The 22135-nt window shown below is 60.0% G+C and carries 14 protein-coding genes and 1 pseudogene; 10 read left to right on the forward strand and 5 right to left on the reverse strand.

The window, feature by feature from the left end; genetic code table 11:
* Nucleotides 1–81 precede the first annotated feature (81 nt).
* Both AC1P6P_RS16795 and AC1P6P_RS16800 read right to left on the reverse strand, forming a co-directional pair.
* A complete protein-coding gene (locus tag AC1P6P_RS16795; RefSeq protein WP_481403595.1) occupies nucleotides 82–1119 on the reverse strand; it encodes an AI-2E family transporter in 1038 nt (345 codons plus the stop codon).
* A gap of 131 nt (nucleotides 1120–1250) precedes the next feature.
* Nucleotides 1251–2579, reverse strand: a complete 1329-nt coding sequence (locus tag AC1P6P_RS16800; RefSeq protein WP_481403596.1) for a chloride channel protein — start codon at nucleotides 2577–2579, stop codon at nucleotides 1251–1253.
* 195 nt (nucleotides 2580–2774) lie between these two features.
* Between AC1P6P_RS16800 and AC1P6P_RS16805 the strand changes: the two genes are divergently transcribed.
* The gene (locus tag AC1P6P_RS16805) at nucleotides 2775–4565 is read left to right on the forward strand and encodes a glycoside hydrolase family 15 protein (protein ID WP_481403597.1); all 1791 of its coding nucleotides are present in this window, start codon (nucleotides 2775–2777) and stop codon (nucleotides 4563–4565) included.
* A gap of 222 nt (nucleotides 4566–4787) precedes the next feature.
* Here AC1P6P_RS16805 and AC1P6P_RS16810 read toward each other — a convergent pair.
* Nucleotides 4788–4880: pseudogene (locus AC1P6P_RS16810) on the reverse strand (cytochrome c oxidase subunit II); the annotation flags it as partial.
* 299 nt (nucleotides 4881–5179) lie between these two features.
* Entirely contained in the window at nucleotides 5180–6043 is an 864-nt protein-coding gene (locus tag AC1P6P_RS16815; RefSeq protein WP_481403598.1) for a formate/nitrite transporter family protein, read from the reverse strand.
* Nucleotides 6044–6574: 531 nt separating this feature from the next.
* Between AC1P6P_RS16815 and AC1P6P_RS16820 the strand changes: the two genes are divergently transcribed.
* From AC1P6P_RS16820 to AC1P6P_RS16860, 9 genes are all read left to right on the forward strand, one after another.
* Entirely contained in the window at nucleotides 6575–7660 is a 1086-nt protein-coding gene (locus tag AC1P6P_RS16820; RefSeq protein ID WP_481403599.1) for an alpha/beta hydrolase, read from the forward strand.
* 69 nt (nucleotides 7661–7729) lie between these two features.
* Complete coding sequence (locus AC1P6P_RS16825) at nucleotides 7730–9310, forward strand: alpha-N-arabinofuranosidase (RefSeq protein ID WP_481403600.1); 1581 nt, start codon at nucleotides 7730–7732, stop codon at nucleotides 9308–9310.
* 102 nt (nucleotides 9311–9412) lie between these two features.
* Nucleotides 9413–11506, forward strand: coding sequence for an alpha-L-arabinofuranosidase (locus tag AC1P6P_RS16830; RefSeq protein WP_481403601.1), 2094 nt, complete (start codon nucleotides 9413–9415; stop codon nucleotides 11504–11506).
* A gap of 322 nt (nucleotides 11507–11828) precedes the next feature.
* Nucleotides 11829–12905: an aldose epimerase family protein gene (locus AC1P6P_RS16835; protein ID WP_481403602.1), complete on the forward strand. Its 1077-nt coding sequence runs from the start codon at nucleotides 11829–11831 to the stop codon at nucleotides 12903–12905.
* 141 nt (nucleotides 12906–13046) lie between these two features.
* On the forward strand, nucleotides 13047–13802 hold the full coding sequence (locus tag AC1P6P_RS16840) for a FadR/GntR family transcriptional regulator (protein ID WP_481403603.1): 756 nt from the start codon (nucleotides 13047–13049) through the stop codon (nucleotides 13800–13802).
* A 109-nt stretch (nucleotides 13803–13911) separates the two neighbouring features.
* Complete coding sequence (gene araA / locus AC1P6P_RS16845; protein WP_481403604.1) at nucleotides 13912–15423, forward strand: L-arabinose isomerase; 1512 nt, start codon at nucleotides 13912–13914, stop codon at nucleotides 15421–15423.
* 32 nt (nucleotides 15424–15455) lie between these two features.
* Complete coding sequence (locus tag AC1P6P_RS16850; RefSeq protein WP_481403605.1) at nucleotides 15456–17123, forward strand: ribulokinase; 1668 nt, start codon at nucleotides 15456–15458, stop codon at nucleotides 17121–17123.
* Nucleotides 17123–17815, forward strand: a complete 693-nt coding sequence (locus AC1P6P_RS16855; protein WP_481403606.1) for an L-ribulose-5-phosphate 4-epimerase — start codon at nucleotides 17123–17125, stop codon at nucleotides 17813–17815. The genes AC1P6P_RS16850 and AC1P6P_RS16855 overlap by 1 nt, the downstream gene beginning before the upstream one ends.
* 18 nt (nucleotides 17816–17833) lie before the next feature.
* Entirely contained in the window at nucleotides 17834–19603 is a 1770-nt protein-coding gene (locus AC1P6P_RS16860) for a sodium:solute symporter (protein WP_481403607.1), read from the forward strand.
* 544 nt (nucleotides 19604–20147) lie between these two features.
* Here AC1P6P_RS16860 and AC1P6P_RS16865 read toward each other — a convergent pair.
* Entirely contained in the window at nucleotides 20148–21848 is a 1701-nt protein-coding gene (locus AC1P6P_RS16865) for an ATP-dependent nuclease (protein WP_481403608.1), read from the reverse strand.
* Nucleotides 21849–22135 lie beyond the last annotated feature (287 nt).

Consider the following 22135-nt stretch of genomic DNA (forward strand, 5'->3'; position numbering starts at 1 on the left):
CAAGCCACGACAATGTGCGCACGGCCGTAGCCAGCCCCAAAGTCGAAATCGCCAGCATGGTGTTCTAGCGATGGGAGCCGTCTACTGGCTGGCGGAGATTTCGCCAGGAATTGAGGTCTTTTGCTTGAGTGTGTCCCTCAAATAAAATTGCTTCACCGCAATGACGGCGATGACCGTGAGCGGCGTCGCGAGCAAAAGACCGAGGAAGCCGAACACGCCACCGATTGCCACGATGGCGAAGAGCGTGAGAGCCGGCGGCAGATCGACGGCGCGGCGCTGTACCAGGGGCGTGATCACATTACCTTCGACCGTCTGTATGGCGAGATAGAGCCCGAAAACCCAAAGTACTTCGTTTCGACCGAGGGAAACTGCAATCAGCAGCGCGGGAATACCGCCGAGAACGGGCCCGGCGTAAGGGATGAACTCGGCAACTCCTGCGATAAAGCCGAGGGTCAGCGCGGATGGGATGCCGAGTGCGACAAGACCCACCGCGAACAGGACTCCAATGGCCGCCATTGATGCCAACTGTCCGGCGAGCCAAAGCGTCAAGGCTCGGGCCGATGTGTCCAGGAAATGGGTTGCTTGCTGCCGCCACTTCGGTGGCACTAAGTGTATCAGGCCGTCACGATAGGTCGACGGATTGGCGGCGAGATAGACGCCGGCGACGACGACCAGCAACGCCTCGGCCAGCCCGCCGACAAGGAACGATGTTGTCGCCGTGATCCGGCCCATCATGCCGTCGTGGTTCGCCAGGCCTTGCGCCCACTCGACCACGCGCCGGTCGAGATGCTGAATTCCGAACTGATTGCCGATCGCCGACAGAAGCGTCGGAAGCTCTTCTTTCAGGCGTTCACTTTCGGAGGCGATCTGTGTGCCGAGGAGGAGGAAAAAGCCTGCCGCAACGACGAGGATGACGAGACAGGACAGCGCCAGAGCCGCGCCGGCGCCGATCTTGGTGAGTTTACGGATCAAGCGTGCGATCGCCAGGAGCATGATGGCGATCAGGACCGACGCGAAGACGAGCAGTAAGACTGCGGAGAACTGCCAGAAGAACAGCGCGGCCAGAATGCCGGCCGCTATCCAATAGAGCGCAGTCGCGAGCGAGGATGTGGCAGGCATGATGCGGCACCGGGCGGAATCGTCACGCAATGTCTATGATGCGGAACCAGTCAAGAACCGCCCGTCACCCGTGACCAACAACTCGTCAACGGCCGGCGGGTTCCTGAGCTTCTGGGGCACCGCTCCGCCGATCACGGTTTCGTCTGGCGATCGGGCAGGAAACGGGTCGCCAGCAGATGGTACACGCCGTCCCGGTTGATCAGTCCCGCCACGGCATTGGCCAAAAGCGCGGTGGCCATCAGCGCAACGAGGATGCTGCGGTCGCCGGTCATCTCCGAAACGATGACAAAGCCGGTGATCGGTGCGCGCACGACGCCGGTGAAATAGGCAACCATGCCCAAGAGTACGATCGGTCCCGGCGCCGCATGATGGAAGAAGTGGGCAATGTCGGATCCGATGCCGGCGCCGATCGACAGCGAAGGCGAGAAAATGCCTCCGGGAATTCCGCTCAGCGAGGACAGCGCGGTGGCGACGAATTTCAGCGGCGCATAGAAGAGTGAAAGTGGTCCATTCTGGTGGAGCACCATGCGCGCCTGTTCGTAGCCCGTGCCATAGATCGTTCCGCCGCTGGCGAGCCCGCATGCCGCCAAACCCAAGCCGCAGAGGGCCGCGAATGCAACTGGATGGGCGCCGATCCAGGTGCGCCAGCGAAGCGGCATAAAGCCGATGCTCGAAACCAGAATCCAGCTGAACAGACCGCCGGCAAGGCCGCCGGCGACGGCGCATAAGGGCACCGCGATCCAGGCCGTGCCGATGGGCAGGGCGGCGTCGGTGGTGCCAAAATAGGTGTAATTGCCAAGAAGCGCCTGGGCGGTGAGGCCGGCGAGTATGACGGTGCCGATGATAAGACCGCTGGTGCGCATCTCGAAGCTGCGGCTCATCTCCTCGATGGCGAAGACGATACCGGCAAGCGGGGTGTTGAACGCGGCTGCGACGCCGGCGGCCGAGCCGGCCAGAATGAGCCCTGACTGTCGGCGGGGCGACACGCGCCCGGCAAGGAACATCGCAGATGCCCCGACTTGAACCGTTGGACCCTCGCGGCCTGTCGAGGCGCCAACCAACAGCCCGAACAGGGTGAGCACGATTTTGCCGATCGCGGCGCGCAAGCCCACCAGAGACGAGCGGTGTTCGACGTTGTCCGACGCCCGGGCCGCTATCGCTTGGGGAATGCCGGAGCCCTGGCAATTGGGAAAAAACCGGATCGTGAGAAAAAGGGCGAGCGCAAACCCGGCCGGGGTCAGCAGCAGCGGCAGATACGGCCAGCGTGCAATTTGGGCGCGAAACAGCGCTTGCGCCGCATCCGATCCAATTGCGAGCCCAACGGCAATCAGTCCGACCAGCAGTCCGCCTGCCAGAAACGTCAGGCGTTGCTGCCATTTCCAGGAATGCAAGGCGAGGAACCGGAGGTTTCGTGCCGTTCCAAGGCGGACGGCAAAGGCTTTGCGAAGATCGCTCAACATGTCGCCTGCTTAACGGAAAGACGTTTTTGATGCCAGAATGAAAGCCAAGCCGGCAAGCGGTCGTGAAGCGTGGTGCCTGGAACCGGCTGCGTGCTGGAGCGCTTTACGCGTGGCGTAATCTGTGCCGCGGGACGGGTTCCCCGTGGCGGCAGGACACTTGCCCGGAACTTATCGCCGGTTTGAGGCGTTCGAGTCGTGGTGAGACAAAAAGCGGACATCGCGGACTACGGGCTGATCGGCAACGGCCGAACTGCGGCTCTTGTGCATCGTTATGGCGCGATCGAATGGTTGTGCTGGCCGCGCTTCGATTCCGATGCGTGTTGCGCCGCCCTCTTGGGCGATGAACGACACGGCCATTGGACGCTTACCCCGGACGAGCCATTCGAATGTACCCGGAAATACCGTCACGACACGCTCGTTCTGGAAACGGAATTCGTGACGGAACGCGGCCGAGCGCGGTTGGTGGATTTCATGCCTGTTGGGGTCGAAGAGGGTATGATTGTCCGTATTCTGACCTGCGAGAGCGGCTCCATCGCGATCCGGCATTGTTTCCATCCGGTTTTCGGAAACGGAAGGATCGCTCCGCAATGGTCGCGCGAACACGGTCGTCTCATTGCCCGGGCCGGCGTCGACGAGCTGCGTCTGTGGGGAGCGCGCGAAGAAAGCCTTGCACCGGTAGCGCGCCTTGAATTGGCGGCGGGGGACCATCTCGCCTTTGTGCTCGGCGGTGAGCGCACCATGGGCCCATCCCAAGTCGATCAGATGCTTCGCCAATGCGAAGACACTTGGCGCCAATGGGCCGGGCAGTGCACCTACCAGGGCCCTTGGCGCGATACGGTCGTCCGTTCCCTGATCACCTTGAAGGCGCTCATCCATCAGCCGACCGGCGGAATGGTGGCGGCGCCGACGACATCCTTGCCCGAACTGCCCGGCGGATCGCGCAATTGGGATTACCGCTTCTGCTGGCTCAGGGACTCCACCATGACGGTTCTGGCGCTCCTGCATGCGGGCTTTCGCGACGAAGCCCGCGCTTGGGTGCAATGGCTGCTCGATGCCATCGCGCCCGACAAAACGGCGACGCAGCCGGTCTATGGCATTCTCGGCAATTCCGATCTTCCCGAATATGAGGCCGACTGGCTTCCCGGATTCGGCGGTGCGCGGCCGGTACGCTTCGGCAATGCCGCCTGCCGGCAGTTTCAACTCGACATCTATGGCGAGGTGATCGACACGATCCACCAGTGGCATTCCCTCGTTGGCAGCGAGATCGAATCATCCTGGACCAAGCAGCGTCAGATGCTGGCCCGCCTCGAGACGCTATGGCGCCAACCCGATGCGGGCTTTTGGGAGCAGCGAAGCCGGCCGGAATACTTCACGCAGTCGCGAGTGCTGGCCTGGGTGGCGTTTGACCGCGCGCTGACGTCGGCACAGCATTTCGGCTTCGAAGGGCCGCACGATATCTGGCGATCACAGCGACGCGAAATCCACGACGAGGTGTGCCAAAGGGGCTTCAGCACGCGTCTCAACGCCTTTACGCGATCGTATGGTTCAGAAACATTCGATGCGTCGACGCTTCTCATTCCGACCACCGGATTTCTTCCTGTCGATGATCCGCGCATCGTCGGCACGTTAGGGGGCATCGGCCGCCATCTGATGCGGAACGGCTTCGTCTATCGCTACGATAATGCGCAGGAAGACGACGGCATTCGCGAGGAGGAGGGGGCGTTCCTGCCCTGTTGCTTCTGGTATGCCGACTGTCTGGTGTTGCAGGGCCGCGCCGACGAAGCCGCGGCACTGTTCGACAAATACATCGGAGCGGGAAACGATCTTGGCCTGTTTGCGGAGGAGTTCGAGGTATCGTCGGGAACGATGCTGGGGAATGTTCCGCAGGCACTGACGCATCTGGCGCTGATCAACACCGCGATCAACCTTACGGGGTTTGGGCCTGCACACACGCGCAGCGGTTCCAGCAGCAGGAGGCCAAAATGAGCCATGCAGAATCCGTCCCGGCCGAAAACGCCGGTGCCTCGCCGTCGGCCAGGCGAACCACACCAAAGCAGAACGCAGCCGCGGCCGATGGGGACGGTGCACCAGCCCGAAGCGATTGCCGAAGCCGTGTTTCGGGCCGCCGAGCGGGCGCCGCGGGAATATTGGGTGGGTTGGTTCACGATCGAAACCATGATCGGCAATATGGTTTCGCCGGGATTGCTGGAAATCTTTGGGCGTTTGCGCGATCACCACGAACGCCATGTGCGCGTGTTGCAGCCCGCAGTACTCGCCGCATTGGCCGCGATAGACGCCGGGCGTAGGGGACTTGCTGCGGCATTGGATGCGAGAGTGATAAACCCAACCGCCGCATAAAGACCGTTTTTTGCAAGCGTCATTCCTGCTACGCTTTCGGCAAGCGCTGCGCCGAACAATGTGGGGTGCCGTCATTGCCCCTGGGGCTTGATCATGTTCCGGGCGGCGTGACGCCAAAGCACAACGATGGGATTCTCTACGACATCGGACTTACCGGCAAAAGTTCCTCGGGCTAGGGACACCCAAAGTGCGGCTTCAACGAGGACTAGGTGGCCGGGCAAATCGGCGCCGCCGGCAAGTAGCTACTCGTTGTTTTCCACTTCCGGCGCGACTTGGCCGTAATTGAGGGCAGCGACCAATGCCACTCCGCCGCAGACATTTCCGAGGAAGGTGGGAAAAAAGAAGCGGAGCGTGAAATCGTCCCATCCGGCAGTACCGGCAAACACCAGGAAGGCGCAATCGACCGAGCCGGCAATGACATGGGAGAACTGCGCCAGCGCGACAACATATGTTATTACGCCGATGATTGTAGGTCGGGCGCCCTCGGCGGCCGGCAAGAGCCAGACCATCAGTGCGATTAGCCAACCCGCGAATACAGCTCGGGCGAAGGTTACACCGAAACCGTCTTCGAGCGTCTTTTCAGCGAGATCGGCAAGGCTGTCATGCACGCCGGGTTCGAACAGCGGAATATAAGCGAGGATGGCCGCTATGATGAGGGCTCCGACGAGATTGGCAGCCAGGACGATCGCCCAGAGCCGCAGTACTTTTCCGAGTGTCTTGGCGTCACGGTTGTGCAGCAGTGGCAGCACGGGCGTGAGCGTGTTTTCCGTAAACAACTGCTGGCGGCCCAGCACGACAATGAGAAAGCCGACGGTGTAGCCTAGCGGGGCGATCACTGCCCGGAGCGGACCGGGGGGCAGGGCGTGTTCGAGGAGCCCCTCGGTAATGAAGGAAAAGCCCAATGACAGCCCGGCCGCAAAACCCGACGCGGCCAGCGCCCATGCCGTACGCTCCAGTTCGCTGACGCCTTCGGCCCGGATCGTCTCGTGGATCAGGGCCGCATTGGGGCGGGTTTGGGTCTCAACCTGACGCTTCTGTTTGTCCGACAGATTGTCGAGATGCGCCGCCCCCCCGAAGCTCGGTTCGATGATTTCGTCGTCCGCCATGGGTACTCCTGCGGATCTCCACCTAACGAAATCCGCAACGCAGCCAGTCGTTGCGTTGGTGGGCGGCAAGTGGAAGCGCTACGAGATTATACGTCCAATACGCCCCCCTTCATCCTTGACGAGCAAACGAAGGCTTCCATCATGGTTTTGGAGCTCTGTTCGAGTGCGCCCAGCGTCAGCTCCAAATGCTTTCGCTGCATCCTCAAGATCACTTTGCCTTACCGGTGATCTTACCTTTCCAGCGCGTGAGAGGGGCGCCATCACACTTATTTCTATCCGAAGATACGACCCTTTTCGCCGGCCTACGTCGTCCGAGTGTGATGGATTCGTGATGGAATTAGCGGTTGCCGATGGCCAACATCCGACGGTTAGCATCTGGACACTGGCAGGTCCAAATCCGGCTGAAAGGCCGGTACCGTCCGCGTTGCGTCGATTGCACAATAATTTGATGAAACAGGCCTTCAATAAACTCAGACAATATGTACTATGGTATCCCAGAGCCAGATGAACTGGCCTTCAGGGAGGGTGCCGATGCGTATTTGGTGGATTGCTATCCTGGCCGGCGTCCTGGGTGCATTGGCATCACCAGGAGGTGCTCAGCCGGGCGATGCAGCGAAGCCGGCGCGCCCACCTTTGATCGTTCCCGACCGCGTGCCGGGGGCCGCGCCCGTCATTGTCGAAAAAATAAAGGTTCACGGCGCCTCGCTGGAGGGCAATCTCGAAGGCGACTCGCCGGATCGCGATGTCATCGTCTATCTGCCGCCGAGTTACGCCAAAACCCCCACACGTCGCTACCCAGTGCTCTATGCGCTTCATGGCTATTCGATCAGCAATGAAACGTGGACGACGGAAATCCACACACCTCAGACGATTGAGGGCGCCTTTGCCACCGGCACGCGCGAGATGATCGTCGTCCTGGCCAATGCCCAGACGCTTCACAATGGCTCGATGTATTCGAACTCTCCGGTCACGGGCAATTGGGAAGACTTTATCGCCCATGATCTGGTCGCCTATATCGACAGCCACTACCGCACCATTGCCAACCGCCTCAGCCGTGGTATCGCCGGCCATTCGATGGGCGGTTATGGCACGACGCGGATTGCCATGCGCCATCCTGATGTCTTTTCGGCATTCTATGCGATGAGCCCGTGCTGTATGTCGGCGCGGGGGGCGCCGCCCGCCGAAATGGCCAAGAAGATGGAAGCCGCGAAAGCAGCGGGAAGTTCAGCCGATCTCGATTTCTTCACCCGCGCCACATTCGCGAGCGCCGCGGCCTGGTCGCCGAATCCGAAGGCGCCGCCGCTGTATATCGACCTGCCCACCGTCGACGGCGTGCCGCAGCCGGCAATTCTCGCCAAGTGGGCGGCCAATGCACCGCTCGCAATGGTCGACCAATACATTGCCAATTTGCGCCAATACACCGCCATCGCTCTCGATTGCGGCGATCTCGATGGTCTCAGGACCGATACCGCCGAACTGCATCGCATTCTGGACAGCTATGGAATTGCCAACACCTTCGAACTCTACAGCGGCGATCATGTCAGTGCCGTCGCCGATCGCTGGCAGAACCATGTGTTGCCATTCTTCGCCAAATCCCTTGCCCAGGAAGCTCCCTAAAGCGGAAGCTGAGGGATTCCGGCAACCGCTGGACGATCCGAAATTCATTCCTGCCATCACGAGGAAACCATGCGCCGCTTTTTGCTAGCCTGTCTGTCGATCGCCGCCGCCGCGCTGGGTTCATCGGCCCAGGCCAGTGACGCGGCGCCGATACGGCTCACGGTGGACGTCGGCAAGTCGGGCCCCGTCATCGACCGACACATCTTCGGTCAGTTTGCCGAACATTTGGGGCAGGGCATCTACGAGGGCATCTGGGTCGGAAAAAATTCCGCTATTCCCAACACGCGCGGCATACGAAGCGATGTGGTGAACGCCCTGCGGGCGCTGCATGTTCCCGACGTGCGTTGGCCAGGCGGCTGCTTCGCCGATGAATATCATTGGCGGCGCGGCATCGGCCCGGTACGGCAGCCGATGATGAATGCGAATTGGGGTGGCGTCATTGAGCCAAATACCTTCGGCACCGAGGAATTTTTCGATTTCATTGGTCAGATCGGCTCGGAGGCCTATGTCTCGGTGAATGTCGGTTCGGGAACGCCCGGTGAAGCTGCCGAATGGCTCGAATACATGACGGCCGACAAGGCGGATGCGATCGGCGCCGAGCGGGCCAAGAACGGCCACACCGCGCCGTATAAGGTCGAATTTTTGGGCCTCGGCAACGAGAGTTGGGATTGCGGCGGCGGCATGAGCCCGGATTATTACGTCAGCGAGATGAAGCGCTATGCCCGCTTCGTCCGCAGCTACCACCCTGACCAATCCGAGACGGGTCATCCAATGAAACGTATCGCGGTTGGCCCCGGGACGAGCGACACGGCTTATACCGAAGCCGTGATGAAAGCCTTCAAGAGTCACAGCTGGGCATGGAATATCGAGGGCCTCTCGCTGCACAGCTACACCACCGGCGGCGGCTGGCCCCTCAGTCAGAAGTCGACTGGCTTTGGTGAGCGCGAATATGCCCTGATGATCGGCGAGACGCTGGGCATGGACGACCTGATCAACAAGCACGGCGCCGTCATGGACAAGTACGATCCGGAAAGGAAGGTCTCGCTCAGCGTTGACGAATGGGGCGCGTGGTACACACCGACCCCAGGCACCAATCCGGGATTCTTGATCCAGCAGAATACGCAGCGCGATGCCGTTCTTGCCGCCCTCAACATCAATATTTTCGCGCGCCATGCCGATCGGGTGCGGATGGCCAATATCGCGCAGATGATCAATGTCCTTCAGGCGATGATCCTGACCGACAAGGAGAAGATGCTGCTGACGCCGACCTATCACGTTTTCAAGATGTATGTGCCGTTCCAGGATGCCACGTTTATCCCGGTTGCCTTTGATGGCGGCCGCTATGCGTTCGAGAAGTATTCGATGCCACGGGTCGATGCGATTGCGGCGCGCGACAGGACGGGCAGGATCTGGCTCGCGATCACCAATATCGATCCCAATCAGGTCGCCCAATTTGAAATCGCGGTCGCAGGTGCGGCGGCATCGAAGGCGGTCGGTGAGACGCTGAGCGCGCCGAAGCTCGACAGTGCCAACACTTTCGATGCGCCAAAGCTGGTGGCGCCCAGGCCGGTATCGGCTGCCTTGGCAGACGGCAAGCTGTCGCTGACTCTGGCGCCCGCCTCGGTAACGGTCGTGGCGCTCGAGCCGTGACCGGGCGGGCAAACGAGGACGGAGAATTCGAGATGACTGAGCCGCGCCGAGGCCGACCTGTCCCTCTCGTCGCCGCGGCTGTGAACCGGTCCCGGAGGAAAAATGATCGACAACAAGAAAATGCTGATTTCGCGCCGCCACGCGTTGGAGGGTTCGCTTGCGCTTGGTTTGGCCGCGACATTGCCAGCGCGCGCGGCTGCGGCCCCCGTCATTGGGGCAACTGTCGATGCCACCATGACCGGCCATCCAATTGCGGATTACATCTACGGCGGGTTCATCGAGCACATCGGCAACCTGATCAACTACAGCCTATGGAGCGAGGTGCTGGACGACCGCAAGTTCTTCCATCCGGTCGACTCCAAGCCGGTGCCGCAGCCTGAGGGCTTTTCGCGCCGGATGATGCCGCCACCCAACAAATGGGTTCCCGTCGGTCCCGATGCCGGCGTGATGATGGACACCGTTGCGCCATTTGTCGGAACGCAAAGCCCCGTGGTGCATCTCAACGCCGGCGCGCGCGGGATCGCCCAGTCGGGTCTGGCGTTGGCGAAGAAGGACTATGTCGGACGCGTTGTGATCGCCGCCGATCCGGGCGCCGAGATTTTCGCCGTGCTGATCTGGGGTAAGGGCACCCACGACCGGCAGATCGTCAAGCTCGACACCGGCAAGGATTGGACGAAGCTTCCGCTCAATTTCACCAGCAAAGCCGATACGACGACCGGACGCCTTGAAATCATTGGCAACGGTTCCGGCACGTTCCGGATCGGCGCGGTGTCGTTGATGCCGGCGGACAACATCAAAGGTTTCCGTGCCGATACCATGGCCCTGATGAAGGAGATGGACTGCAAGATCCTGCGCATGCCGGGCGGCAATTTCATCTCCGGCTACGACTGGAAGGACACGATCGGCGACCCCGACAAACGTCCTCCGCGTATCGATCCCAACTGGCACCAGTTGCAGTCCAACGATGTCGGCGTCGATGAATTGATCCAGATGTGCCAAGACATCCTGGGCGTCGAGCCGTATTGGTGCATCAACACCGGCTTTGGCGAGCCGCGATCGGGTGCCGAACTGGTCGAGTACGTCAATGGCGCGGCAGCCACCGAATGGGGTGCCAAGCGCGCCGCCAACGGCCATCCGAAGCCCTACAAGGTGCACTATTGGAACGTCGGTAACGAGATGTACGGCCACTGGCAGCTCGGCCATATGGCGCTCGAACAATATACGGCCAAGCACAACCTGTTCGCCGACGCGATCCGCAAGGTCGATCCCTCCGTGTACATCGTCGTGCCCGGCGGATTCGTGGATGAGATGACGACGGGCCAGGGCATCATGGTCGATTCCGGCAGCCGGCTGGTGAAATACGGCTCGGAGCGCGATTGGGCCGGCGGCATGTTAAAGGGTTCATGGGGAAAGTTCGACGCGCTGGCGACCCATGCCTATCAGGCCGAAAACAAGCACTTCAATCTCGACACCGGCAAGAACGAGGATGTCAAGCAAAGCTTGGTGGAATGGGCTCAGGCGCCTGCCAATCGGGTCGCGACGATGGCCGACTGCTGGGAGGAGTATAAGAAGCGCTTCCCGCACTTGAACGAGGGCAAGGTCAAGGTCTTTTTCGACGAGTGGGCTTATCACTTTCAGCAGGACTACAAGGGTTGCCTTGCGATCGCCCGCACGCTGCAGGAGTTTTTCCGCCACACCGATTTCATCGACATGGCCGCGTATACGATGGGCATGTCGTGGCTTGCATACGATCGCAGCCGCTCGACGATCAGCGCCTCCGGTCGGGTGTTCCAACTTTATCATCGGCACTTCGGAAAAATTCCGGTCGCCGTGACCGGAAATTCGCCGACGCCGCCGCCGAAATATCCCGTGGGCGGTGATCAGCCGAAGGTCAACACCGGCAGTCCGACCTGGCCGCTCGATGTTTCGGCTGCGCTGACCATGGACCGCAAGACGCTGGTGGTCGCCGTCGTCAACGCGACGGAGGACATCCATCAGCTCGACCTCGGTCTTGCTGGTTTTGTGACGGTGCCCAAGGGTCGTACGTTTATGCTCAAAGCGCCAAATCTGGCTGCGGTTAACCAGGTCGGAACGCCGCCCCAAGTAACGATCGTCGAAGGAAGCTTTGACGCGCGCACCAAAAGCGTAACGGTCGCGCCGATCAGCATCGTGCTCTATCATTACGGGCTGATCTGATGGGTTGAGTGTCCGCCGCGGGGCGCTTTTTGGCGGGTCTGCCTTTAGCCCGAGGTATACTCTGCCGATCAGGAAACCGCCGCGCCGGGCGATATTCGTGTTTATCCCGGTGCGGATTGCCGTTCCGAACTCAGCGACATGGGGTGTTCGGAGAGGGACGGGTGTAGACCCGAGTGCCCTGCCTATTGCGACAGAACGTATGAGTTTCGATAGACGAACACCAAATTGTCTGACATTATAAAGGGCAAATATTGGAACAGCCCCTCAAGGGGGCAAGGGGAATGCTCGGATGTTGAAACTCATGGGGGCTTGCGTTGCAATTATGATGATGGCAGCGGGAGCCAATGCGGCGATCACCGCGGTACCCTTCGGCAAAACGGCGGATGGAAAGCCGGTCGAACTTTATGCGCTCAAGGGAGCGAACGGCTTCGAAGCGAAGATCTCGACCTTGGGAGCAACGCTGGTGTCGCTGACCGCACCCGACCGGAACGGCAAGTATGCCGATGTCGTGCTTGGATTCAGTTCGGCCGAGCCGTACGTCAAGGGTGTCCCCTTTTATGGCGCCACGATCGGGCGGTATGGCAACCGCATCGCGCGCGGAAAATTCACGCTCGAAGGCAAGAGTTATCAGCTCACCGTCAATGACGGACCCAACAGCCTGCATGGGGGCAGGGGCTTCGATAAGCGCCTGTGGACGGCCGAACCGATCGAGTCCAAGCTCGGCCAGGCGCTGAGGCTGACCTATGTCAGTGCCGACGGCGAAGAGGGCTATCCCGGCCAATTGACGGTGCATGTCACATACACGCTGCGTCCGGGCAATGTGCTCGCCATTTCCTACGATGCGACGACGACCAAGACGACCGTCGTGAATCTCACCAACCATACCTATTTCAATCTCACCGGCAATCCCAAGAACACCATCCTGGGGCACTTGCTGACATTGAAGGCCGACCGGATCACGCCCGTCGACAACACCCTGATCCCGACCGGCGAACTTCGCCCGGTCAAGGGAACGCCGTTCGACTTCACCACCGCGACTGCGATCGGCGCGCGCATTGAAGCGAACGACGACCAGCTCAAATTCGGTCACGGCTATGATCACAATTGGGTGTTGAATTCGCACGGCAAGCTGGCCACGGCGGCAATTCTCGAAGATCCCCAGAGCGGCCGCGTCATGGAAGTGAAGACCACCGAGCCCGGCATCCAGTTCTATTCGGGCAATTTCATGGATGGCAAGCCGGCGGGCGAGGGCACCGTATACAATCATCGCACCGGATTATGCCTGGAAACGCAGCACTTTCCGGATTCGCCGAACAAGCCGAATTTTCCTTCGACCGTTCTGAAGCCGGGCCAAACCTACCATTCCGAAACCGTACTGGTATTTCGCACGGCGAAATGACAATCCGCGGATAGTGCCCGCTCGCGCCCGTTCGTACGCCGCTGCGCCCACATGCAGCGGCGGTGTGCCGCTTCTGGCGTCACTGGTCCGCGGCTTGGAAATGGCAGGGGCGGATCTATAGTGGGCCTTTGAGGGATCGGCATGAAGAAGCGCGTTCCGTCAGGGCGCACCTGTCCAGTCAGCAAAGCGCTGCGGCTGCACGGCACTATCGCGCGTGACCTTGGCGTGGCTATCACTGCCGGTGATTACCAGCCGGGGGACTTGCTCGTCGGCGAGATCGCCTCCAGTGAGAATCTCGACGTGTCGCGTACGGCTTATCGCGAAGCGATACGCATACTGTCGGCCAAGGGCCTCGTCGAATCCAAGCCAAAAGTCGGCACCAGGATCACTCCGCGGGACCGCTGGCATCTGCTTGATCCCGATGTGCTGGCCTGGGCGTTTGAAGGTGAGCCCGATCTCGACCTCTTGGAAAGCCTGTTTGAGTTGCGCAACATCGTCGAATCCGCAGCAGCCTCGCTCGCGGCAGCCCGCCGAACGACCGAGCAGCTTGACGCCATGCGTGATGCCCTTGCCCGGATGGCTCATTACACTCTGGCGACACCCTTGGGTCGCAAGGCCGATCAGGACTTTCACGCCACGATGTTGGCCGCCACCCGCAATCCCTATATCGTTTCGCTTACCACCGGTGTGAACGCGGCTGTCGACACCACGACCATGTTCAAGCAGCGCTTGCGGCCGCTGCCGCGCGACCCGGTTCCTGATCATCAGAGGGTGTTCGAGGCCATCGCCGACCGCGATCTCGCTCGCGCCCAGACCGAAATGAGCAGGCTGATCCAGCTCGCCCTCAGCGATACGCCGGTGCCACGACGGACCAAGGACCGAAGGGCGCGAGCCTGATACGGATGCCATTCTCTGGTGTCGGGCGCGGTCAATTGTCTGATTTTTTCCGTGCCAGTTTCCGCGCCCTGTGGTATTGCTGATTGGCACTTCAGCGGAAGAGTGGTCCATGCCCAAGATCGCGGAATTCGAGCTTTGGTTCGTTACCGGTAGCCAACATCTTTACGGGCCAGAGACGCTCGAACAGGTCGCGGCCGATTCCAGAGAAATCGCCAAGGCACTCGATGCTTCGTTGGCGATTCCGGTCAAGGTCGTATTCAAGCCGGTCCTGGTCTCGCCGGATTCGGTGAGCGAACTGATGGCGGCCGCAAACACTGCGCCCAATTGCATCGGCCTCATCACGTGGTGCCACACCTTCTCGCCGTCGAAAATGTGGATCAATGGCCTCAAGCACCTGCAAAAGCCGGCCTTGCATCTGCATACCCAGTACAACCGCGACATTCCCTGGGCGTCCATCGACATGGACTTCATGAACCTGAATCAGGCCGCGCACGGCGATCGCGAACACGGGTTCATCTGGACGCGCCTCAGGAAGGACCGCAAGGTCGTTGTTGGCTATTGGCAGGACCCCAAGGTGCAGGAAAAGATCGGCGCCTTCGCCCGGGCCGCGCTGGCGTGGGCGGATTGGCAGGGCGCCAAGTTCGTCCGCTTCGGCGACAACATGCGCGAAGTCGCCGTTACCGACGGCGATAAGGTTTCAGCGCAGTTCAAATTCGGCTTTTCGGTCAACTACTATGCCGTCGGCGATCTGGTGAAGCGGATCAACGCGGTCACCGAGCAGCAAGTCGACGATTTGGTGAGTGACTATCTCGATACGTATGTCACGACCGCGGATGTGAAGAAGGGTGGTGCCCATTACACCTCCGTACGCAATGCGGCGAAAATCGAAGCCGGCCTGCGCATCTTCCTCAACGAGGTCGGCGCCAAGGGCTACACCAACACCTTCGAAGACCTTTACGGCATGGCACAGCTGCCGGGCATCGGCTCGCAGCGCCTGATGGCCGATGGCTACGGCTTCGGCGCCGAAGGCGACTGGAAGACCGCGGCGCTGGTGCGCGCCGTGAAAACCATGACGACCGGCCTCAAGGGTGGCACCTCGTTCATGGAGGATTACACTTACCATCTCGATCCCGCGAATCCGTGCAATCTCGCGGCTCACATGCTCGAGATTTGCCCGTCGATCGCCGCCAGCACGCCAAAGCTCGAAGTGCACCGGCTCGGCATCGGCGGCAAGGAAGACCCGGCGCGCTTGGTGTTCGAATCGGCGTCCGGTCCCGCCACGGCGGCGTCGTTGATCGACCTCGGCAACCGCTTCCGCCTTATCGTCAACGAAGTGGATGTGATCAAGGCGCCTCACGACATGCCCAAGCTGCCGGTGGCGCGCGCAATGTGGAAGTCGCGGCCCGATTTCGAAACCGCAGCGATGGCGTGGATATTGGCGGGCGGCGCTCACCATTCGGCGTTCAGCCTCTCGGCCACCACGGAAATGCTCGAGGATTTCGCCACCATTGCCGGTATCGAATTCCTCGTGATCGACGCCGACACCAAAATTCGCGATTTCAAGCAGATGCTCAGAACCAACGAAGTGTATTACGCCCTTAATCAGGGCTGGGCGGTCTGACAACGCAATGATAACACGCTCAGGGACGGACTATGGGTAGTCGTTATACGATCGGTCTCGATTACGGGACCAATTCCGTGCGCGCGCTGGTCGTCGATGTGGTGGACGGCCGCGAAGTCGCTGCCGCGATCTGGACCTATGCACACGGCCATGTCGGCGTCGTGTTGGGCAAGGACCCAAATCTCGCCCGCCAGCATCCTGCTGATTATCTGAAGGGTGCCGAGGTCACGATCGTCGAAGCGCTCGCCACCGCCGTCAAGACCGTGCCGGGCTTCTCTGCGGCCGCGGTCGTCGGTATTGGTGTCGACACCACCGGCTCAACACCGATGCCGGTCGATGCCGATGGTATGCCGCTCGCGCTTGATCCCAAATGGAGCGAGAACCCGAACGCGCTGGCGTGGCTGTGGAAAGACCACACCAGCTGGGCGGAAGCCGCTGAGATCACCAAGCTGGCCGCGGAAATCCGCCCGCAATACCTTGCCAAGATCGGCGGTACCTATTCGTCCGAGTGGTTTTACTCCAAAATTCTGCATTGCTTGCGTGTTGCGCCTGAGGTGTTTGCGGCCGCTTATTCGTGGATCGAGCTGGAAGACTTCGTTCCTGCGGCGCTTTCCGGCACGCTCGCGCCGAGCAAGTTCACGGCCGGCATCTGCGCCGCCGGCCACAAGGCGATGTATAACGCCTCGTGGGGCGGTTACCCGGATAAGGAATTCCTGGCCAAACTTGATCCCAAGATGGCCGGGTTGCGCGACCATCTCACGCCGCGCGTCAAGGACGTGAGTTCTGCGGTCGGCGGTCTGTCGCGCGAATGGGCGGAAAAGACCGGCCTGACAGTTGGCATTCCGATTGCGGTGGGGGCATTCGATTGTCACCTCGGCGCGATCGGCGCCGGCGTCAAGCCAGGCGTGCTGGTGAAGATCATCGGCACGTCGACCTGCGATATTACCGTGAAGTCCGACACCGACATGCTCGCCGACGTTCCTGGCGTTTGCGGCATCGTCGATGGCAGCGTGCTGCCCGGCTATTTCGGTCTCGAAGCCGGCCAGTCTGCCGTCGGTGACATCTTCAACTGGTTCGTCGAGTACGTGAAGCCGGCCGGGCTTGGCCATGTCGAACTGACCGAGGCGGCCGCCAAACTGAAGCCCGGCCAATCCGGGCTCATCGCGCTCGACTGGAATAACGGCAACCGCACCGTCCTGGTGGACCAGCGCCTCACCGGATTGCTCATCGGCCAGACGCTGTATACGGCGCCGGCGGAAATCTACCGCGCGTTGGTGGAGGCGACCGCGTTCGGGGCGCTCACGATCATCAATCGCTTCGAGGACTACGGCGTCGAAATCGCCGAGGTGATCAATTGCGGCGGCATCGCCGAGAAGAACGCCTTCATCATGCAGCTTTATGCCGATGTCACCGGCCGGCCGATGAAAGTATCGCGTTCGGCCCAGACTCCGGCTCTCGGCTCGGCGATTGCCGCTGCCGTCGTCGCTGGGGAACACAAGGATTTCGCCACCGCTCAAGCCGCCATGACGGGTCTGAAGGACACGGTCTATCAACCCGATCCGGCCGCGCATGCGGTGTATGCCGAGCTTTACGCGATCTACCGCACGCTGCATGACGCTTTCGGAACGACGGCGTGGCAGGGCAATCTCGCCGATATCATGAAACGTCTGATAGACCTTCGCGAGCGGACGATGGCCTGATGCTCGAAGCACTGAAAAAAGACGTCTGCCAGGCCAACCTGGACCTGGTGAAGGAAGGTCTGGTCATCCAGACCTTCGGCAATGTCAGCGGTATCGACCGGGGCTGCGGGCTCGTGGTCATCAAGCCGTCGGGCGTGCCCTATGACGGCATGAAGCCGGAACACATGGTCGTGGTGGAAATCGAGTCCGGCAAGGTGGTGGAGAGCACTCTGCGCCCGTCGTCGGACACGGCCACGCATCTGGTGCTTTATCGCGCCTTCGCGGATATCGGCGGTATCGTCCACACCCACAGCCTTTATGCCACGGCCTGGGCGCAGGCCAAGCGCGCCATCCCGGCGATGGGTACCACGCATGCCGATTACTGGCACGGCGAGGTGCCCTGCACGCGGCTGATGACCAGCGAAGAAATCAACGGCGAATACGAAGCCAACACCGGCACCGTCATTGTCGAGACGTTCGCCGGGATCGACCCGTTGCACAAGCCGGCAGTGCTGGTTGCCAGTCACGGCCCGTTCGCGTGGGGCAGGGATGCCCATGATGCCGTGCATAATGCTGCGATACTCGAATATCTGGCGAGGCTCGCGAGTGAAACGCTGCGCATCGATCCGGATACCGGCACGATGCAATCAGTGCTGCTCGACAAGCACTTTCTGCGCAAGCACGGGCCCAAGGCCTATTACGGACAAAAATAACCAAGGGGGGAAGCTGCCATGAACACGGTAGCCAAAATTTCCGTCTTCAACGCTTTGGACTGGTGGATCGTTCTGGCTTTTGTCGCGGCCATGACGATCGTCGTCATCCTGTCGATGCATAAGAAGAACGAATCCGGCAAGGACTATTTCCTCTCGGGCCGCGACTCGAACTGGCTGCAGATCGGCACGTCGATCTTTTCGTCCAACATCGGCTCCGAGCATCTCGTTGGCCTGGCCGGCGCCGGCTTTGCCACCGGCATGGCGATGGCGCACTGGGAAATGCAGGGCTGGATCATCCTGGTTCTTGGCTGGGTGTTCGTGCCGCTGTACGATCGCATGAAGGTCTTCACGATGCCGGAGTTCCTCGAACTCCGCTTCAGCCGCGGCTCGCGCAACCTGCTCAGCCTGCTGACGATGGCCTCTCTGGTGCTGACCAAGATCGCCGCCACCATCTACGCCGGTGACGTCGTGGTTCGCACGTTGCTCGGTATCGACAGCGTCAACGTGTTCGGGTTCCAGATGGACGTGTTCTGGGCGATCGCGTTGGGTCTCGCGTTCACCACCGGCCTCTACACCGTGCTCGGCGGCCTGCGCGTCATCATGTACACCGCCGTGCTGCAAACCCCGGTGCTGATCTTTGGTTCTGTGGCCATTCTATTCATTGGTTTGCAGGAGCTCGGCCACGGCGACGTCTTCACCGGTTGGCATGCCATGGTCACCGCCGCGGGCGCGAACATCCATCTCATCCGTTCCTTCCATGATCCGGAGTGGTCTTGGGCGGCGGTGCTTCCTGGTGCGGCAATCATCGGATTTTGGTATTGGTGTACCGACCAATACATTGTGCAGCGCGTTCTTGCCGGCAAGAACCAGCAGGAAGCGCGGCGCGGCACTATCCTTGCCGGCTTTCTCAAGCTCACGCCGGTGTTCATCTTCCTGGTTCCCGGCATGATCGCGTTCGCGCTGGTGTCGATGCCCGGATCTGGCTTCCACACCCCGAACGGCGACGCCGCCTACACCTCGTTGGTCGCCCAGATATTGCCGCACGGCGCGCGCGGCTTCGTCGCCTGCGGCATGATCGTGGCGCTGATGGCGTCGCTGGCTTCCAAGTTCAACGCTTCGGCGACACTGTTTACGATGGACTTCTATCGCGAATGGCGGCCCAACGCGTCGGGCCGCGAGGAAGTCGTCACCGGGCGCATCGCCACCGGCGTGATCGTCGTTCTCGGCATCTGTTGGGTGCTGGTGATCAAGATGCTGTCGTCGAACCTGTACGAATATCTCCAGAACGTGCAGAGCTACCTGTCGCCGGCCATCGTGGTGCTGTTCATCGCCGGCGTGTTCTGGAAACGGGCGACGGCGCCGGCGGCCTTTTGGTCGTTCCTGGTCGGTATCCTCGGCGGGTTTGCCCGTTTGGCCGCGGACATCGTGATGAAGTCACACAAGGCCGATGTTGGTGCGCTGAAGCAGCAGCTCTTCCACGGCACCATCACTGCCGACCAGTATCACGCCGCGCTGGCGCCGCTGAAGGCGCAGTACGGGCTGATCTTTGAGATCTGGAACATCAACTGGCTGTTCTTTTGCCAAACGTTGCTAGTTACGTCGGCAATTCTGATGGTCGTCATCAGTTATCTCACCAAGGCGCCCGATCCAGCCAAGCTGAAATACTCCTGGTACGGCGCGTCGGCCGAAGAGAAGGCCGCCACGCGTGCCAGCTGGAACGCGATGGATGTGGTGCTCAGCCTGATCGTTGTGGCCATTGTCATCGCCTTCTACGTCAGTTTCTTCTGATCGCGAGTTCAGCGAGACGCGTTGGAAACACCCCGGCCCGCAAAGTCGGGGTGTTTTGATCTTGCGGTAAGCCGCATTCCGGGCGGCCGCGGTGCGATGTGGCAGACACCATAAGGCCGCTCTGCGGGCTCAGCGCACGGACTGCGTGCCGGACGCCGGTGCGATCAGCCACGCCCCACGAGCGAGTCGGCCAAAGGCTCCGAACGTGCGTCCGTTCGCGTTCGCAAACGGTTCTGGTTTGGCACCAGCTAAGACTTTGATTTTGCTCAGGTGAACTGGTGCCGGAGGTGAGAATCGAACTCACGACCTACCCCTTACCAAGGTGGTCGCTCAGGCGATTTTATTATGCGTTTACAATAACTTAGATAGCTTCACTAGGTCACTGCACAGGTTTTGCACGCTTTGCATTTTGTCGACGGCGACCGCCGTGTCGCCCGACATCAGTGTATCCCGATCTGGAAAGTCCGCCGCGGATTTAGTCGCGAGCGATATTTGGGAGCGGCATGTTGGGACCTATCGAGCCATTGGAGGCAACACGTCGTGTTCAAAGCTTCAATGTGGGGTCGATCCAGGAGGCTATGTCGGCAAGCACCGCGGTGAAATTGGGAAACTTCTTTTTCCACTCTTGATCCGACAGCTTGGGCATTAAGATCTCGGATGTGGCCTTTCCCTCCTTGATGTCAAAACAGTGCTCAAGATCGGTCGGCCACTGAACCTGTCGGTCTCCCTTCCCAAGGTACTTATCGATGTTCTTCCGCGCCTTCTCGGTATTCGGCTTTATTGTTCCATCAGATTGAAGGTCTTGGTCAGTCAGAGCGCACCAGCGGATTCCCAACGATGAAGCGATCTGGGAAAAAGCCGGAATAGCTGTGACACTTCCGCATTGAGTTACGCTAATCGCCCGAGTGTCACAGTCGACGCTAGCTTTTTCAAAGCCATAACTGACGGCAAAGCTATCGTCCTTTCCTTCACAAAATATGGCACATCTGCCAAACAGAAAGTCGTGCGCACCGCGTTCATCAAGTTTCGATTGCAGTTTTGCATCGAGGTCGATTTTATCGGTATGCACTTTCTTGCTGGCTACGCCTCCGTGATCCCTGATCATACGCGTGATCACCTGCTTGGCGTCGAAAGACACCAACTCAGATGAGTGCGTTGTGTAGACAACTGTCCATCCTTTTGCTGAGAGCTCAGCGAGCACCTTGCGAATTTTCCGCCGCAAGTGCGGATGAAGGTGGGTTTCTGGTTCTTCAAGCAAGAGCACCACACGCTCGCGGATCAGCTCTTGGTATTCCGCAAGTGCTTCGAGGGCGGCTAGTCTGACAACGCTCTGCCAACCATCCCCCATACATTTCAAAGGCGTAGGGACACTTTCTGGGTCGGTCGCCATGGACACAGTCAGTTGCTGAGCGAGCCATTCCTCAAGAGCTTGAGTGTCAGGTCGGAGATCAATTAATGCATGTGAACCGACGTAGCGGCCAAAGATCTTCTGTAGACGCGGCTTCATATCGTCTTTCCAGAATGGAAAAGCCTCTACTGCCTGACGGAAAAAGTCGTGTCCTTTGTGAAGTGTGGCAGGCATTTTACTAGTGCTGCCATCGCTTCGTTGCATAACCCATTCATCAGAAATAAACTTCGTCGCTAACAACTTGGAGAGCTTAGCTATGGGGCCAGTTTTCCAAATGTATAAAGAAGCTTCGATATTCTGCGGCTTGAAGAGCATTACCTCAGGAACGTGCTCGTAGATGTCGTCGAGCCGGGCGTTGACAACCTGATATCCCACGTCGTGCTCGGCCCATTTCTTCTTGTCGGATTCTGACAGCGGCGTCCGTGGGGCAATCGTAACTGATTTGCCGTCAGCATCGAGAAGCGTTCTACTGACTACGACACTGCCGTTTTTTCGAAGTGTACCTTTGACCTGAGTACCGTGAATGAGAGTGGGCTTTCCGATGCCCCTCACAGCCGGGTAGCCGTCCTCATGGTCGGATCGGAAGTGGACTTGAACGAGGAACGAATTTGACCGTTGTCCTTTTTGATCGCAGAAGAAGTCTGCGTCAGTGAAGGTCCATTGATGTGAACCTCCACCGTTCAATGCAAGAGCAATTGCGTTTAGTACCGTAGACTTACCGGCGTTATTCGAGCCAATCAAAACCGATGGATAGCCATCGCGGAATTCAAGCTCGAATTTGTCGATTCCTCGAAAGCCATTAATCACAACTTTGGAGAGCTTGTAATCAATTGGCATGTCGTGCCTCAGCCGATGCATTCGGCACAGCGTGAACCTGCACTCACAATCCTGCAAGTTTTCAATGCGGTCAAAATGTCGGGGCAAGACTGGGCGATTCGGCGCAAGCTGGCTGCTAGAGAGAACAGAATACAGCTAATTGTTCATTCGTGCGCCTGTGCCATGGGGCGGCCACCTCCAGTATGACCGCGTCTGGCGCAAGGTGTCCGCCCGACCTACGTCCAGAGACGGTCCCGAACGTGTTGTTGAGAACGTGTCGCGGAATTTAGGCGCGATCTTTCCATGTT

Source organism: Rhizomicrobium sp. (genome assembly GCF_056722145.1).